13 protein-coding genes are annotated in these 15,402 nt (G+C 74.1%); 7 read left to right on the plus strand and 6 right to left on the minus strand.

Going from position 1 to position 15,402, the window contains the following annotated elements; translation table 11 throughout:
* Window positions 1-50 precede the first annotated feature (50 nt).
* A complete protein-coding gene (locus tag ACIQFZ_RS07325) occupies window positions 51-1,040 on the plus strand; it encodes a LysR family transcriptional regulator (protein ID WP_376651661.1) in 990 nt (329 codons plus the stop codon).
* 232 nt (window positions 1,041-1,272) lie between these two features.
* Here the strand turns inward: ACIQFZ_RS07325 and ACIQFZ_RS07330 are convergent, their stop codons facing one another.
* Genes ACIQFZ_RS07330 through ACIQFZ_RS07340 form a run of 3 tightly spaced genes read right to left on the minus strand, consistent with a single transcriptional unit; the run spans window position 1,273 to window position 5,486 of the window.
* Window positions 1,273-2,373 carry a C45 family autoproteolytic acyltransferase/hydolase gene (locus tag ACIQFZ_RS07330; protein ID WP_383058790.1) on the minus strand — a complete coding sequence of 367 codons (1,101 nt, stop codon included), beginning with the start codon at window positions 2,371-2,373 and terminating at the stop codon, window positions 1,273-1,275.
* Window positions 2,370-3,998, minus strand: a complete 1,629-nt coding sequence (locus ACIQFZ_RS07335; protein ID WP_365418509.1) for an amidohydrolase — start codon at window positions 3,996-3,998, stop codon at window positions 2,370-2,372. The genes ACIQFZ_RS07330 and ACIQFZ_RS07335 overlap by 4 nt, the downstream gene beginning before the upstream one ends.
* 24 nt (window positions 3,999-4,022) lie before the next feature.
* The gene (locus ACIQFZ_RS07340) at window positions 4,023-5,486 is read right to left on the minus strand and encodes a purine-cytosine permease family protein (RefSeq protein WP_402690798.1); all 1,464 of its coding nucleotides are present in this window, start codon (window positions 5,484-5,486) and stop codon (window positions 4,023-4,025) included.
* 137 nt (window positions 5,487-5,623) lie between these two features.
* On the opposite strand from ACIQFZ_RS07340, the gene ACIQFZ_RS07345 reads away from it, so the two are divergent.
* A complete protein-coding gene (locus tag ACIQFZ_RS07345; RefSeq protein WP_383058795.1) occupies window positions 5,624-6,256 on the plus strand; it encodes a TetR/AcrR family transcriptional regulator in 633 nt (210 codons plus the stop codon).
* Between the two features lie 133 nt (window positions 6,257-6,389).
* On the plus strand, window positions 6,390-7,301 hold the full coding sequence (locus ACIQFZ_RS07350) for a DUF2510 domain-containing protein (protein WP_402690838.1): 912 nt from the start codon (window positions 6,390-6,392) through the stop codon (window positions 7,299-7,301).
* A gap of 66 nt (window positions 7,302-7,367) precedes the next feature.
* Here the strand turns inward: ACIQFZ_RS07350 and ACIQFZ_RS07355 are convergent, their stop codons facing one another.
* Window positions 7,368-8,570 (minus strand): amino acid deaminase/aldolase, encoded by a 1,203-nt coding sequence (locus ACIQFZ_RS07355; protein ID WP_402690799.1) that lies wholly within the window; start codon window positions 8,568-8,570, stop codon window positions 7,368-7,370.
* Between the two features lie 1,241 nt (window positions 8,571-9,811).
* Between ACIQFZ_RS07355 and ACIQFZ_RS07360 the strand changes: the two genes are divergently transcribed.
* Window positions 9,812-11,032: a hypothetical protein gene (locus ACIQFZ_RS07360; RefSeq protein ID WP_383058798.1), complete on the plus strand. Its 1,221-nt coding sequence runs from the start codon at window positions 9,812-9,814 to the stop codon at window positions 11,030-11,032.
* Complete coding sequence (gene mycP, locus ACIQFZ_RS07365) at window positions 11,029-12,240, plus strand: type VII secretion-associated serine protease mycosin (protein ID WP_383058799.1); 1,212 nt, start codon at window positions 11,029-11,031, stop codon at window positions 12,238-12,240. Before ACIQFZ_RS07360 ends, mycP begins: the two co-directional genes overlap by 4 nt.
* A 29-nt stretch (window positions 12,241-12,269) precedes the next feature.
* Here mycP and ACIQFZ_RS07370 read toward each other — a convergent pair whose 3' ends face one another.
* Window positions 12,270-13,001, minus strand: coding sequence for a hypothetical protein (locus ACIQFZ_RS07370; protein WP_402690800.1), 732 nt, complete (start codon window positions 12,999-13,001; stop codon window positions 12,270-12,272).
* A gap of 138 nt (window positions 13,002-13,139) precedes the next feature.
* On the opposite strand from ACIQFZ_RS07370, the gene ACIQFZ_RS07375 reads away from it, so the two are divergent.
* Entirely contained in the window at window positions 13,140-13,892 is a 753-nt protein-coding gene (locus ACIQFZ_RS07375; RefSeq protein WP_402690801.1) for an SseB family protein, read from the plus strand.
* Window positions 13,893-13,940: 48 nt separating this feature from the next.
* Here ACIQFZ_RS07375 and ACIQFZ_RS07380 read toward each other — a convergent pair whose 3' ends face one another.
* On the minus strand, window positions 13,941-14,309 hold the full coding sequence (locus tag ACIQFZ_RS07380; protein ID WP_365418525.1) for a DUF1844 domain-containing protein: 369 nt from the start codon (window positions 14,307-14,309) through the stop codon (window positions 13,941-13,943).
* 394 nt (window positions 14,310-14,703) lie between these two features.
* On the opposite strand from ACIQFZ_RS07380, the gene infC reads away from it, so the two are divergent.
* Window positions 14,704-15,351: a translation initiation factor IF-3 gene (infC, locus tag ACIQFZ_RS07385; RefSeq protein WP_365431718.1), complete on the plus strand. Its 648-nt coding sequence runs from the start codon at window positions 14,704-14,706 to the stop codon at window positions 15,349-15,351.
* The last annotated feature ends 51 nt before the right edge of the window (window positions 15,352-15,402 follow it).

Genomic DNA, 15,402 nt, shown 5'->3' on the forward strand with positions numbered 1-15,402 from the left:
CGTACGCTCCCACCAGGGGGTTTGTGTCTATCACGACATAAGCTGGCCTTATGAGGAGCACCGAGAGGACCGAGATGAACGGAGGAGACGGCGCGGGACGGCGGCCGAGGACCTCGCTGGCGCACCGGGTGCCCGACCTGGGCGCGCTGGAGTTGCTGCTGGCGGTGGCGCGGCTGGGGAGCCTCGGCGGGGCGGCGCGGGAGCTGGGCATCACCCAGCCGGCGGCGAGCAGCCGGATCCGTTCCATGGAGCGGCAGCTGGGCGTGGCACTGGTGGACCGCTCGCCGCGCGGATCGCGGCTGACGGACGCCGGAGCCCTGGTCACCGACTGGGCGCGGCGGGTCGTCGAGGCTGCGGAGGCCTTCGACGCGGGCGCGCAGGCGCTGCGGGACCGGCGGGACTCGCGGCTGCGGGTGGCAGCCAGCATGACGATCGCGGAGTACCTGCTGCCGGGATGGCTGATCGCGCTGCGTACCCGGCGGCCGGACACGGCGGTGTCCCTGCTCGCCGGGAACTCGGCGGTGGTCGCGGAGCGGCTGCTGGGGGACGAGGCGGACCTCGGTTTCGTCGAGGGGGTGTCGGTGCCGTCCGGTCTCGACTCCGTCGTGATCGGCCACGACCGCCTGCTCGTGGTGACCGCCCCGGCCCACCCGTGGGCCCGCCGCCGGCGGCCGCTGTCCGCAGAGGAACTGGCCACCACGCCGCTGATCCTGCGCGAGAAGGGCTCCGGCACCCGGCAGGTGCTGGACGCGGCGCTCGGCGGCCTGGCGCGCCCGCTGATCGAGCTGTCCTCCACGACGGCGGTGAAGGCCTCCGCGGTGAGCGGCGCGGGGCCCGCGGTGCTCAGCGAACTCGCGGTGGGCGAGGAGCTGTCGCTGCGTCGGCTCGTTCCCGTGCCCGTGGACGGCATCACCCTCGAACGCGACCTGCGTGCGGTCTGGCCCACCGGCCACCGCCCGGTGGGCCCGGCCCGCGAACTGCTGTCCCTGACCCGCTCGGAAAGCGCGATCGGACAACACACGAGGCCGGGGGCCGGCTGAGACGGGGGGCGCGGGCCGGGGTTGGGAACCTGCTGTCTTGGGCTGGGACGGGGGCCCGGCGGGGCGTCGGGAATCCGCCGTGTCGGGTTGCGGTGATGGGTCCGGGCCCGGGGGTCAGGAACCTGCCGTGCCGAGCTGCGACAGGGGATCCGGCCCGGGGTCAGAACTCCGCAGGCCGGGCTGGTCCTCCCCGGCCTGTGGGGGGCCGCGTTCCTGTTCTGTGAGGACCGCGTCAGGCGTGCAGTGAGCGCCAGGGGCGGGTCGTGTGTTCGGCGGGTGTGCCGTCGAGGACCTGTGCGGTGCGGGAGGCCGGGTCGAGGACGACGGTGGCCAGGCTCGCCCAGCGGCCGCCCGTCGGCCCGTCCATGTCGGGGACGCAGGTCACCGGGGGCTCCCCGGGGCCGGTCACGAGTCGCTGGATCAGCTCACCGGCATGCTCCACGGGGTTGCGTGCGAGCCGGTCGCGGAGGAAGGCGTAGCGCTCGCCGGAGTCGGGCTGGTAGAGCCAGGTCTTCTCGTGCCGGGAGGGGACTGCGGTGAGGAAGTGGTTGGTGCGCAGATGCGTTCCCTCGGCCACCTCGGGCACCTCGAAGACCCCCACCGGGCTGAGGTCGAGGAGGAGGGCGCTGTGGGCGTCGAAGAGCGTGAAGGACCCGGACGAGGTGAGCGGGGCCTCGCGCAGGATCTCCCGCGCCTGCTCGGCGCTGCCGGCCTCCTCGAGGACGAGCGCGGCGAGGACGTGCACGGGGATGCCGCCGACGCGGTCGTCCCGGTGGCCGAGGATGTTGAAGTGCAGGGCGAGCCCGGCACTGTTCACGCCGATCTTGGCGAGGATGCCGTGCTCGGTGATGCCCACGTACCGGTGCGCGCCACCGGCGGATTCCAGGGTGTGCCAGGAGGAGCTGAGCTCGACGTGCCAGTCCCAGGTCTGCACGCCGACGTGGGTGCTGCCCCCGTCGGCCGTCCGCAGCCGCCGCACGATGGTGGAGCACTCACCGGGCGGGACGGCGCTGCCGCGGGCGAGGATCTCGGTGCGGGCGTTGAGCGCGGCCACCTGCCAGGGCTCGACCCCGGCTCCCTCGGCGATGCCCTCGATCTGCTCGCGCAGGGCCGGGCGGAAGGCGCCGATGGCGTCCAGTGCGCGGTCGGCGGCGTCGCGGACCGTGGCCGGGCGGAGGCCGGCGAGCGTGAAGAGGCGGTCGTAGGCGTCGAGGGTGCCGTGCAGCCCGTCGGCGAGCTGCCGGCCCCGGATCCGGCCGCGCAGACGGGGATCGGCGGCGTCGGCGCTCACATGCGGGCGGTGGTCGGGGCGGGGGTACGGTGCGGAGGTCACGAGGCGCATTCCTGGGGCGTGTGCTGGAGAACGGAGCCGCCGACGACCGTGGCGAGGACGGGGTTGGCGGTCTGCTGTTCGGGGGTCAGGTCGAGCGGGTCGCGGGCGAACACGGCGAGGTCGGCCAGGTAGCCCGGCGCGATCCGGCCGAGCCGGTCGGCGGCGCCCGCCGCGACGGCCGGGGCGCGGGTCATCCCGGCGTAGGCCTCCCGGGCACTGATCCGCTGGCCGGGTTGGACGGGGGCGGCCGTCCGCTCCTCGACGGGCCGGCGCAACTGGGCGTCGGCGAGGGCGGTCCGCGGGTCCGCGATGCCGATGGGCCAGTCCGAACCGAGCGCCACCACGGCGCCGTGGTCGAGCAGGTCGCGGGTGCGCCAGCCGTGGGCGACCCGCTGCGGCCCGATCCGGCGGGACCAGTTGTCCTGCTGGTCGGCCCTGGTCATACGGGTCGCGTGGACGGGCTGGAGCCCGGCGACGACGCCGAGCGCGGCGAACCGCGGGAGCAGATCGTCGGGGATCGACTCGATGTGCTCGATCCGGTGCGGCGCGGACGTGGCGTGGCCGGCCTCCTCGATCACGTCGAGGGCGGTGCGCACCGCCCTGTCGCCGATGGCGTGGGTGGCCGTGGGGATGCCGCGCTCGGTGAAGAACCGGACGGCCTCGCGGTAGCCCTCCACGTCCTTCCACAGCGGCCGCCGGTTCTGGCCGAAGACGTCGGGGTGCTCGAACCAGGCGGAGCCGTTGTCGGCGGTGCCGTCCAGCATGAGCTTGGCGCCGGCGACGTGCCAGCGGCGCCCGGCGAGCCCCTGCTGGGCGGCGACGGCCTCCCACACGTCCCGTCCCGAGTCGGCGGGCACGAGCGGCGAGCAGCGCACCCGCAGCGGAAGGTCCCCGTGCCTCTCGATCTCCCGGTAGACGTCCTCGGAGGGCGCGGTGAAGTCCAGCGCGTGCAGACCGGTGAGGCCGGTGGCGGCGAACTCGCGCAGCCGGTCGGCGACATGGCCGGCCGCGACCGGGAGCGGTACCTCGGGATAGTGGTCGAGGACGAGATCCATGGCCTGGAGTTCGACGATGAAGCCGGTGGGCCGCCCGTCGGGCCCGACGACGATCTCGGAGGCGTCGTCGAAGGTCTCCGCGCCGGTCAGTCCGACGCGGTCGACCACGGCCGGACTGACCACGAGGGAGTGCGCGTCGCGGGTCATGAGCGAGATCGGCACGCCGGGGAAGCGCCGCCCCAGCGGGTGGCCGGTGGGCTCCCCGTCGAAGACGTTGACGTCGAGGTCGAACCCGGTCACCCAGGCCTCGCGGCCCTGCTCCGCGACGCGGTCCTCGATGCGGGAGCACACCGCGTCGAGCGTGGCCAGGCCGCCGAGGTCCAGGCCGCTGCCGACCTCGATCGCCCCCCACACCGGATGGGCGTGGGCGTCGGTCAGTCCCGGGGTGAGGGTCGCCCCGGGGAATTCCAGCACGTCGGTGGCGGCGCCCGTCCAGTGGCGCAGGACGTCGTCCCCGCCGACGGCGACGATCCTGCCGTCCTGGACGGCCACCACGGTGTCCGTGGTCCGGGCGGGCGTGGGGTCGAAGTTCTCGATCCGTGCCGCGCGCACGATGAGGTCGGCGTTCATGGGAGTTCTTTCCGTGCTGAGCGGTCAGTGCCGAGCGGTCGTGGGGGAGGACGTCGGGGCGAGGGTGCCGAGGGCGCGGGACAGGGCCCAGTAGAGGGCCCCCGAGCCGAGGACGCCGACGGGTATGGCGAGGTTGAGGCCGTCCATGGCCGCGGAGACGGGGCCGGCCCAGAACGTGGAGCTGGCGCACAGCGTGGCCGCGGCGGCGCCGCCCAGGGTGGCGAGCACACCGGCCCAGTTGACGCCCCCGCGGTACCAGAAGGGGCTCGTACGGCTCTGGTCGTGGAGGAGTTCGCCGTCGTAGCGGTTGCGGCGCAGGACGATGTCGGTGGCGTAGACGGTCATGCAGGGGCCGGTGACGATCACGACCAGCTCCATCATGGCGTTGACGGCGGTGAGGAAGTCGAAGACCAGGAGCGCGAACAGCGTCATGGTGGTGCCGATCACGCCGACGACCAGAACGGCGATCATCCGGGGCAGCCGCACGCCGATCGACTGCATGGACAGTCCGGAGCTGTAGGCGGTGAGGCCGTTGTTCGCCACGGTGTTCACCACCACCGCGGTGACGAAGACGGGCACGAACCAGTGCGGCATGACGCTCTCCAGCGCCGCCTGCGGATCGCTCATGTCGAGCGTGGTGGCCGCGAGGGCCCCGATCGCCGTGAACACGACGCTCGGCAGGAAGGCGCCGCACGCGGTCCACAGCGTGATGGCCCGCCCGCTGGTGTGCCGCGGCAGGTAGCGGGAGAGGTCCGGGCTGTTGGAGTACGACAGCGGGGCGGAGGCGACGATCGTGAAACCGGAGGCCAGGACGACGAGGTGGCCGAGCCCGGTCAGCGGCTCGGCGGGCGTGTACGACCAGTTCGTGTGCCCGAGCACCATCACGCTCAGGGCGACGAAGACCAGGGTGAGGACGATGGTCAGCGCCGTGTACAGGCGGACGATCGTCGCGTGCCCGTAGATCGCGACGAGGATGGTGGCGCCGGCGATCACGCAGACCACCGCGGCGTCCAGCGCGGCGGAGTCCGGCAGGCCGAGCCGTCCCGCCAGGCCGAGGCCGGCGACGGAGGCCGCCGACCAGTTCAGCGCGAGGTAGAGCGAGGAGATCAGCCAGCCGGTGAGGGCGACGACGGCCTTGTTGCCGACGACGCCGTACATGGCCCGGGAGATGACCGAGCCCGAGGTGCCCGCGGCGGGGCCGCTGACGGCGATGAACCCGGTCAGGAGCCAGAAGAGGTTGCCGGTGACGATGACGGCCAGCGACTCCGTCAGTGACAGCCCCATCAGGACGAGGGTGCCCCCGACCACGAAGCTGAGGTAGCTCACGTTCGGCGCGGCCCAGACGGAGAACAGCTCACGCGCCGTGCCGTGCCGCTCCGAGTCGGGCACGCAGTCGATGCCGCGGCTCTCGACGAGTCCGGCCCGGTCACGTCCGAGGGCGGGGGCGGCCACGTCGGGGCCCGCCGGGGAACGCGGGGAACGCTGCATGGGTGGTTCCTTCGAAGAGACGAAAAGACGGCACTGTCCTCGCCACCGAGGTGTCCGGGGGTGCGGCCAAGGCGGACCAGTTTTGTTGGTGTCGGCACCAATAGACTGTTGGTGCGCCATCCAATAGTGTGATCGGCATGACGTCAACCCCCCGGGCCACGCGGACGCGGAAGACCGCGGCCGAGCGACGGACCGAGATCCTGCAGACGGCAGCCCGCCTTGCGCTGGAGCGGGGCCTGGAGCGTGTGACGATGCAGCTCGTCGCCGACGAGCTGGGGGTGCGCCCCGGTCTGATCAGCCACTACTTCGCGACCATCGACGACCTGCTGTGCGACGCGTTCGTGCGCGCGGTCACCCGCGAGCGCGAGGCCCTGCTGCCGGAGGCCGAGGCCGAGCTGCCGCCGGTACGGCGGCTGAGCCGCCTGCTGGGCCGCCTCGGCGGCGAGGACTTCGTCGACCTCGGCCGGCTCTGGCTCAACGCCCGCCACCTCTCCCGCTACCGCCCGAACCTCCTGCGCGTCGTCGCCGAGCAGGAGGCGGTCATGCGGGACGCCCTGACCGCCGTGATCGAGGACGGTGTGCGCGGGGGAGACTTCACCACCGACGACGCCCTCGGGGCGTGCGTGGTCATCCTCGTGGCGATCGACGGCCTCGGCTCCTACGCCAACGACGACACGCGGTTCACCCACCCCGCGCTCGACACCCTGCTGTTCACCACGGCGGAGCGTGAACTCGGGCTGGAGCCGGGCACGTTGCGCGACGGCGCCTGACGTGTGCGCCGATCGCGGGTGATTCGGCGGATCCGGCGGACCGTGCACACGGACACGGCCTCACGGAGCGCCGCCCGTGGGGCCACCGGCCGATGAGTCCGAAGGACCGGGTGCATAGAGTGCCGGGGTGAGCATGACGCCCCCGCCCGGCTGGTACCGCGACCCCAACGCCCCCCACCTGGAACGCTGGTGGGACGGTACGGCCTGGACCGAGCACCGGCGCGCCCCCGGGCTGCCCGGGCAGCTGTCCGCGTCACCTCCTGCCGGCGCGGGACCGTCCAGGGTCAAGGCCGTCGCCCTTGTCACCGCGGGTGCCGTCCTGGTCGCCGCGGTCGTCACGGGCGCGGTCCTGCTGGGCCGGGACGACGGGGGCGGTGGCCCGGCGGACCCGGCCACCGGCACACGGTCCGCCGCGCCCACGAGCGTGCCCACCGCCACCTCGTCGCCGTCCCCGGCAGCCTCCGCCGACGACGATCCCTCCGTCGCCGTCGACCAGCTCAACGGCATCACCCTGCCGCTGCCGAAGGGCTGGGAGAAACCGGAGAACGTCGCCCAGGACGACGTCGTCATGACCACCCACGGTGTCTACGACTGCCCCGCCGGGGTGGGCCTGTGCCGGCACGGCCTGGTCATCACCCGCACGGCGACCGCGGCCGAGGGCACCACCCCCGAGACCCTGGCCAGGCGGGACATCCAGGACGCGGCCGACGAGGCGTACGAGCGGAACGCGATCGGCCAGCGCCTCTACGGCGGGATCACCTCCCAGCGGACCGTCGCGTCCGGGCAGGTCGCGGTCGCGGGCCGGGCCGGCTACTTCGTGCGCAGGCTGGTCAGAACCGCCGAGGGGCCGGGCGGTTACGTCGAGTCGCTCGTCTTCCCGTCCAGCACCGGCACCCAGGCGCCGGTCCTCGTCCGCTTCGTCTTCGACGCCGGCCCGGACGGCCCGCCGCCGGCCGACATGGACAGGATCACCAAGGGCATCCGGCCCATCGGCGACACCACGACCGGCGGCGGCGTGGGCAGCAGTATCGGCCCGTCGAGCTGAGCCGGAGACGCCGGAAGGCCGGGGCTGCAGGCCCGCGGGGCCGGGGCTACGGGAAGGAGCCCGGGGCTACAGGAAGGTGTGCCCCTCGCCCCGGTACGTCGGCACGGCCGCCGTCACACGATCGCCTTCGACGAGGTGCAGTGTGTCGAACCGTTCGCACAGCTCGCCCGCCTTGGCGTGCCGGAACCACACCTTGTCGCCGATCAGCAGGTCGTCGGCGGGGGAGCCGAGCAGCGGGGTCTGCACCTCGCCCGCACCCTCCTGGGGGTCGTAGCGCAGCCCCTCGGGCAGGTACGGCTCCGGGAGCCGGTCCGCGCCGGCCGCGCCGGAGGCCGGGTAGCCGCCGCCCAGGACCGTGACGACCCCGACCCCCGGGCGCCGTACGACGGGCTGGGCGAACAGCGCCGCCGGACGGCCCCGGAACGACGTGTAGTTGTCGAAGAGCCGCGGGACGTACAGCCCGGAGCCCGCGGCGATCTCGGTGACCGCGTCCTCCGCCGCCGTGTGCTGCACACTTCCGGTGCCGCCGCCGTTGACGAACTCCAGGTCCGGCGCCACGGCCCGGACCGCCCGCACCACCGCGGCACGCCGCTCGGCGAGTTTCCTGCGCGCCGCCGCCTGCATCAGCCGGATCGCGCGCGAACGCAGCGGCCGCCCCGCGACCGCGTCGCCCACACCCGCCACATGGCCCTCGTACGCCATGATCCCCACGAGCGCGAACCCCGGCCGCCGGGCCACCGTGCGGGCCATGTCGGCGACCTGGGCGGGGGAGTGCAGCGGGGAGCGGCGCGCGCCGACCCGCACGCGCCCGCCGAGCAGCTTCAGCGAGGTGTCCAACTCCAGGCAGACCCGGACGACTTCACGTCCGTCCTCGCGTGCGGCGTCGATCAGGTCCAGTTGCGCCGGGTCGTCGGCCATCACCGTGACGGCGCGGGCGAGTTTGGGGTCGGCGGCGAGTTCGGCGTAGGCGGCGCGGTCGGCGGAGGGGTAGGCGAGCAGCACGTCGTCGAAGCCCGAGCGGGCCAGCCACAGGGACTCGGCGAGGGTGAACGACATGATGCCCGCGAAGCCGTCCTTCGCCAGGGCGCGTTCGAGCAGGGCCCGGCAGCGCACGGACTTGCTGGCGACCCGGATCGGCTTGCCGCCGGCCCGGCGGACGAGGTCGTCCGCGTTGGCGTCGAAGGCGTCCAGGTCCACGATCGCGACAGGGGCGTCGAGTTGGGCGGTGGCCCGGTCGTAACGGGCCCGGTCGGCGGCGCGCGCAGTCATGGTCGCAGCCTGCCAGACCTGATTACCGCAGGGTAGGGGGATGTTCCGGGCAGATCCCCCTGGGCTCGTGGACTGGTTCCCGCCGGGACCGGGGCAGCCCGTAGAGTGACGCGCACGAACGGCGGAACCGCGAGGTGATTCCGGCCGCGGCGTTGAGCCGGGATGGCGGATCGCTCGTACGGGTATGCGTGTCCGGTGACGACGAGTCCGCGCCGGGCGGGGCGACGAGGACGGCCGTGCCCGGTGCAACGACACGGGCACGAGGAAACGGGGGGTGCATGAGCACGGAAGCGCGCCACGCCCCCGTCCCCCCGCGGCCCGTCGGGCCCTCGGGCGGCGACGGCGACTCGGACCCGACGGCACGTGCCACCGACGACCCGCCCACCCAGGCCGCGCCCGGCCCGGTCGAGGGCACGACACGGGCGGTGCCCGGCGGCGGTACGACCGCGGAAACGCACGGCACTCCAACGGGTTCGGCCTCTCCGGGCGGGGGTGTCTCCCCGCACGGCACATCGGCGGGTTCCACGGCTCCGGCCCGGGGTGTCTCCGCACGCGGCACTTCGGCAGGTTCCGCCGCTCCGGTCCCGGGCGGCTCCCCACGCGCCGCGACAGGTGGAGGACCGGCGGGTCCGGACACGGACATCCGTGCGGGCCACGGCACCGGCTTCCCACCACCTCGCACGGGCCCCGCCACCGACGACGCCCGGACCACCGCCGCTTCCCGCCCACGCTTCCCGGACTTCCGTCCCCCTTCCCGCCGCACCACGCCCCCCACGACACCGCCCCCGCCCCCCGCCACGGCCCGTTTCCCGGACGCACCCCCGACGGTCGGCCGGGAGGCACCGCGCCGACCGGACCTCGGCCGGACAGGGGACCGTCCACTCGGCACACCACCGATCGAGAGACGCGCGGCGTCCGGAGCCGCTGCCGGGCCTGGGGCGTCCGCTGACACCCACGCCGGGGCTCCGGGCCGTTCTGCGGGCGCGTCGCAGGTGCCCGGGCCTGGGGCTTCGAGTGGTCGAGACTCCGCTGACGGCACGGCAGGACGTACGACCTCCGGGGACGGGAGGGCCGCCGCTCGCTTCTCCGGTGAGTCGGCGCAGCCCGGCCGGCGTGAGCGCGGGACCATACCCCCGCCTCCGGGGCACCGGCTTTCACCGGCGGCACGCGGCGGCGCACCCGCCGAAACCCCGTCGGAGACGACCGCGCGCCTGCGCCCCGTCTCCGTCCAGAACCCCCCGGTGCCGAGCGCACCGCCGCATCCGACGGCCCCGTCCTCCGCGCGCGACCCCCGGTCGGACGCCGCGAACGGCCCTGTCACCACCCCGGAATCCCAGGCCGGGCCCGTCGGCGGCGCCGACACCGCGACCGGCCCCCTCGGCACGGCACACCACCTGAGCGCGCCCGGCCGGACCGGAGGCCCGGGCAGCTTCTTCAGCCCAGGCGACGCCGACAATCGTCCCCGCCCCACCGGCACGCCCCAGCGGCCGACCGGGTCGGCGTGGACCCCGGTCCCGCCGCATCCGTCCTTCGACGCCTCCCCGGGTGCTCCCGCCGCCCCCGCCCGGACGCCGCCGCGAGCCACGGGTGCCGCCACGGCGCCTGATCCGGCGCTGTCCTGGAGCGCGGCCATGGCGCCGGGGACGGGGCTCGGCATGGGGTTCGGGGAGCCGGCAGGCTACGACCAGCGGGCACGGTCGACCGGTGCGCTGGTACGGCCGAGGGTCGCCGTGGCGGCCGCCTGCGTCGTGCTGGGGATCGGGCTCATAGGCGGCGCCGTGACCGGCAGCTGGCTCACCGGGGAGCCGGGGAAGCCCGGCGCGGAGGGCGGCTTCGCCGCGGCCGGTGCCATGTGGCACAGCGTCCCCGTCGACCAGCTCTTCCCACCCACCGTGGACGGCCGCGGCGCCGGACCCGGCGGAGCCGACCGCACCTGGACCCGTGTCGCCGTCGCACCGGACAGCGGCTGCGAGGGCGCCTTCGACCCGCTGCTGCGCAAGGCCCTGACCCCCGTCGGCTGCGCCCGCCTGCTGCGCGCCACCTACACGGACGCCACCCAGAGCTACGTCACCACCGTCGGCCTGCTCTTCACCAAGGCCGACGCCCCCACCATGACGTCCCTCGCCGCCCGCTTCGAGAACGAGGGGCTCGCCCGGCGCACCGACCTCGTGCCGCGCCCCTACGCCGCCAAGGGCACCGTCGCCGCGGCCTTCGGCGACGAGCAGCGCGCGTCGTGGACCGTCTCCGTGCTGACCGAGGCCCCGGTGGTCGTCTACGCCGTGTCCGGCTGGGCCGACGGCCGCGCCGCCGGCACCCCGCAGGCCGCCGCCGACGCGACGAAGTCCGGAGCCACCACCCCCGCCGCCCAGGCAGGCCTCGGAAACGAGGCCCAGGGCCTCGCCGACCGCATCGAACGGGGCCTGCGCCAGACCGTCAAGTCAGCCACGGAGGAGCCCTCGTGACAGCCGCCGTGACGCCCGGGAACCGTACGCCGCGCAGGGCTCTCGCAATCGGCGTCCCGAGCCTGTTCCTCGCCGCCTGCCTCGCCCTCGTGCCGTCCGCCCCCGCGCACGCCGACGGCATCCGCGCCCAGCAGTGGGGTCTTGACGCCATGCACACCCAGGAGGCCTGGCGCACCACCCAGGGCAAGGGCATCACCGTCGCCGTCCTGGACACCGGCGTCGACGACGACCACCCCGATCTGCGCGGCAACGTCCTGCCCGGCAAGGACATGATCGGCTTCGGCGCGCGGCGCGGCGACCGCCCCTGGGCCCGCCACGGCACTGCCATGGCCGGCATCATCGCCGGTCACGGCCACGGCCCCGGCAACGCGGACGGAGTCATGGGCATCGCGCCCAAGGCCCGGATCCTGCCCGTGCGGGTGATCCTGGAGGAGGACGACTCCGCCCGGAGCAAGGCCCGCAGCACCCGCGGCAACGCCCTCGCCGAAGGTATCCGGTGGGCCGCCGACCAGGGCGCCGACGTCATCAACCTCTCCCTCGGCGACGACTCGGACTCCGCGCACCCCGAGCCCGCCGAGGACGAGGCCGTCCAGTACGCGCTCGGCAAGGGCGCCGTCGTCGTCGCCTCGGCCGGCAACGGCGGCGAGAAGGGCGACCACATCTCCTACCCGGCGGCCTACCCGGGCGTGATCGCCGCGACCGCCGTGGACCGCTACGGCACCCGCGCCGCCTTCTCCACCCGCCGCTGGTACGCGACGGTCAGCGCGCCCGGCGTCGACGTCGTCATCGCCGACCCCGACCAGCGGTACTACGAGGGCTGGGGCACGAGCGCGGCCTCCGCCTTCGTCTCCGGCGCCGTCGCCCTCGTCAAGGCCGCCCACCCGGGTCTGACCCCCGCCCAGATCAAGAAGCTCCTGGAGGACACGGCCCGCAGCGCCCCCGTCGGCGGCCGCGACGACTCCCGCGGCTTCGGCATGGTCGATCCCGCCGCCGCCATCAAGGCCGCGGGCCGCCTCCGGCCCGAGGGCCTGACCGCGGCGTCCTACGGCGAGCGGTACTTCGGCCCCGGCCCCGACTCCGCCGAGGCGGACGACACCGCCTCCGGCTGGGCGGGACCCCTCGCGGGCAGCGCCGGGGGAGTGATGCTGGTCGTGGCGGTCGTCCTGTGGCGCGGCCGCCGCGAGGGCGGGGCCGACTTCCGGCTGTAGAGCCGGGGTCACCCGGCCACGGCTGGAGGTCACACCCTCCGGCCGTACGCCGACACCGCCGACCGGGCTGCCTCCTCCACCAGCGCGATGCCCTGCTCCTTCGTCGGGCTGCCACTGGACAGGGCGGCCACCAGGTAGTCGTCGCCGCCGGCCGTCACCCGTCCGATGCTGTTGACGACCCACAGGCCGGTCGTGTCGCGCGGCATCCAGCCGTTCTTCAGGGCCCACCCGGAGCCGTCGGCGACGGCCGACACCCCCCAGTCCTGGCCCGGGGCGATCCGCCCCAGCAGCCCCTGAAGGTACGTCCGCGAGGCCTCGTTCAGCTCCGAGCGGGCCCCGAAGACCTGCCCGAGCAGCACGAGCTGATCGGCGGCCGTGGTCCGGGTCAGACCCCACCGCGGACCGTCGCCGCCGATGGTCCGCGTGAGTCCGAACCGCTCGTTGGCCGCGTTCAGGCCGTCGGCGCCGCCGATGTCCCGCCACAGCGCCGACGCCGAGTCGTTGTCGCTGCTCTCGATCATCGCGGCGGCGTACGTCCGCTCCCGCGCCGTCAGCCGCCGCCCCGCGTCCTGGGCCCCCAGCAGCAGGGCCGCCAGGATGTCGACCTTGACGATGCTCGCCGTGTCGAACACGGCGTCGCCGTACCCGACGCCCACCTCGGATCCGAGGCGACGAACCGCCACCCCCACGGTGACGCCCCCGGCCACCGACACCGCTACCGACCTCGGCACCGGCACCGAGCCTCCGCCCACCGTCTCCACCGTCCGCCTCCCCGCTCACGACGGCCCGTCCTCCGCCTTCCGCCGACGATAGGGGGCCCGAACGTCCCCCGGGGCGGTATCGGACGTGGGCCAGGGGACCCTGAGAGAGCGGGCGCGGCCCCGGATAGGGTCGGCACCGTGGCGATGAAGAACATTCCCGACTCCGGCTTCTCCGACGACGACGGCTCCGTCGACCCCGGGCTGAGCGCGGCGCTCGCCGCCTGGGCCGAGGACCGCACCGCCGTGGGACCCGTCCTGGAGGGGCTCCGGAGCGCCCGGCTGCTCGTGCCCGTGGTGGCCGTCCTCGGCGAGGTGGAGGAGGACGAGAACGGGCTGCGCCGGGAGAAGACCAGCGAGATGGCCGTACCCACCCTGAAGGCCGGTCAGCGCACCGCCCTGCCCGCCTTCAGCTCCACCGACTCCCTGGCCCGCTGGGACCCGGACGCCCGCCCCGTGGCCGTACGGCTGCACCAGGTCCTGGAGGCCGCCGTGCACGAGAAGGCGGACACGGTGGTGCTGGACCTGGCCGGACCGGTCCCGTTCGAGCTGACCGGACCCGCCCTGCTCGCCCTGGCCGAGGGCCGTACGACGACCGACCCGCTGGCCGACCCGGCCGTCGTCACCGCCGTGCGGGAGGCCGTCGCCGCGGAACCCGCCGTGCTGCGCGCCCACCTCGGGCGGGGGCAGGCCGACGGGACCCTGGCGCTGGTGCTCGACCCGTCCGTCCCCACCGCCCCCGCCGAGACCGCCCGCGCCGTGGCAGCGCGGCTCGCCGCCAGCGAGACACTGAGGGCCCGCCTGGTGCGCGGCCTCGACCTGGCACTGCTGCCGGCCGGGGCGACGCCGCCGGGCGAGCCCTTGTACGTGAAGGAGCGGGGATCGGCTGCGTGACGCAGCGGTGATCGGCTGGGTCGGGAAACGGGGCTCCGCGGGAGCGGATCAGCCGTAGATCGGCCCGGTGTACTTCTCGCCCGGGCCCTGGCCCGGCTCGTCCGGGACGACCGAGGCCTCGCGGAAGGCCAGCTGCAGCGACTTCAGGCCGTCGCGCAGCGGTGCCGCGTGGAAGGAGCTGATCTCGGTGGCGCTCGCGTCCAGCAGTCCGGCGAGGGCCGCCACCAGCTTGCGGGCCTCGTCCAGGTCCTTGTGCTCGTCGCCCTCCTCGGTCAGACCGAGCTTCACGGCGGCGGCGCTCATCAGGTTGACGGCGACCGTCACGATCACCTCGACCGCCGGGACCTCCGCGATGTCGCGGGTCATGGCGTCGAAGTCGGGCTGCTCGGCGGGGCCGGAGGGGGAGGTCTCACTCATGCCCCACACGATAGGCGCAGGACGGAGGGTTCCCGCAGCGAGCCCTGGACAGCTTGAATTCGCCCTTCCCCACCGATGCTGCTAGCCTTGTGTGACGACCGGCTGGACGCGTATGCCCAGGGCATCACGAGTTCGGCCCACAAGTGGAGGCTTCGAACTCCCACCTGACCGCCCTCCGGGGCGGCGGGTCACCGGTCAGACGGTTCCCGTCCCAGTGGCGCGATCCGTCCGAAAGTGCGCCCCGCGGCCATCGCGGCGGTCGTTCCGGTAGTTCGAGGAGCCCCGCCTGTGATCGTCCGGGGCATTTTTCGTGCTTCGGCGCGGTTAGGTCTGTCGAACACAGAGTACGCGGCTGTCCGCCAGACCGTCGCGTGGTGCTAACCGAGGAGGATCCATCAGCGCCGAGCCCCGCATCAACGACCGGATTCGCGTTCCCGAGGTGCGACTTGTCGGTCCCAGTGGCGAGCAGGTCGGCATTGTGCCGCTCGCGAAGGCACTGGAGCTTGCGCAGGAGTACGACCTGGACCTGGTCGAGGTCGCGGCGACCGCCCGTCCGCCCGTCTGCAAGCTCATGGACTACGGGAAGTTCAAGTACGAGTCGGCCATGAAGGCCCGTGAGGCGCGCAAGAACCAGGCGCACACGGTCATCAAGGAGATGAAGCTCCGGCCGAAGATCGACCCGCACGACTACGACACCAAGAAGGGTCACGTCGTCCGGTTCCTCAAGCAGGGCGACAAGGTCAAGATCACGATCATGTTCCGTGGTCGCGAGCAGTCCCGGCCCGAGCTGGGCTACCGACTGCTCCAGCGGCTCGCGGAGGACGTCCAGGACCTCGGCTTCGTGGAGTCGAACCCGAAGCAGGACGGCCGCAACATGATCATGGTTCTCGGTCCGCACAAGAAGAAGACCGAGGCGATGGCCGAGGCCCGCCAGGCGCAGGAGGCCCGCAAGGCCGAGGCGAAGGCCCACCCGGGCCGCTCGCAGAACGCCGCTGAGGCCGAGATCACCGAGGCCCCGGCCGAGGCTTCCGCCGAGGCGTGACTCCCGGGACCCCCGTCCCAGGATGTATCCGACACAAGAGCGACGCTCCAC

The organism is Streptomyces sp. NPDC093064 (genome assembly GCF_044754605.1).
In the GTDB taxonomy this organism is placed as follows: Bacteria; Actinomycetota; Actinomycetes; order Streptomycetales; family Streptomycetaceae; genus Streptomyces.

Coding starts and splice junctions, on each gene's coding strand:
- ACIQFZ_RS07345 (WP_383058795.1), top strand. CDS start 5,624: ATGACGTCAACCCCCCGGGCCACGCGGACGCGGAAGACCGCGGCCGAG.
- ACIQFZ_RS07325 (WP_376651661.1), top strand. CDS start 51: ATGAGGAGCACCGAGAGGACCGAGATGAACGGAGGAGACGGCGCGGGA.
- ACIQFZ_RS07350 (WP_402690838.1), top strand. CDS start 6,390: ATGACGCCCCCGCCCGGCTGGTACCGCGACCCCAACGCCCCCCACCTG.
- ACIQFZ_RS07355 (WP_402690799.1), bottom strand. CDS start 8,570: ATGACTGCGCGCGCCGCCGACCGGGCCCGTTACGACCGGGCCACCGCC.
- ACIQFZ_RS07340 (WP_402690798.1), bottom strand. CDS start 5,486: ATGCAGCGTTCCCCGCGTTCCCCGGCGGGCCCCGACGTGGCCGCCCCC.
- ACIQFZ_RS07335 (WP_365418509.1), bottom strand. CDS start 3,998: ATGAACGCCGACCTCATCGTGCGCGCGGCACGGATCGAGAACTTCGAC.
- ACIQFZ_RS07380 (WP_365418525.1), bottom strand. CDS start 14,309: ATGAGTGAGACCTCCCCCTCCGGCCCCGCCGAGCAGCCCGACTTCGAC.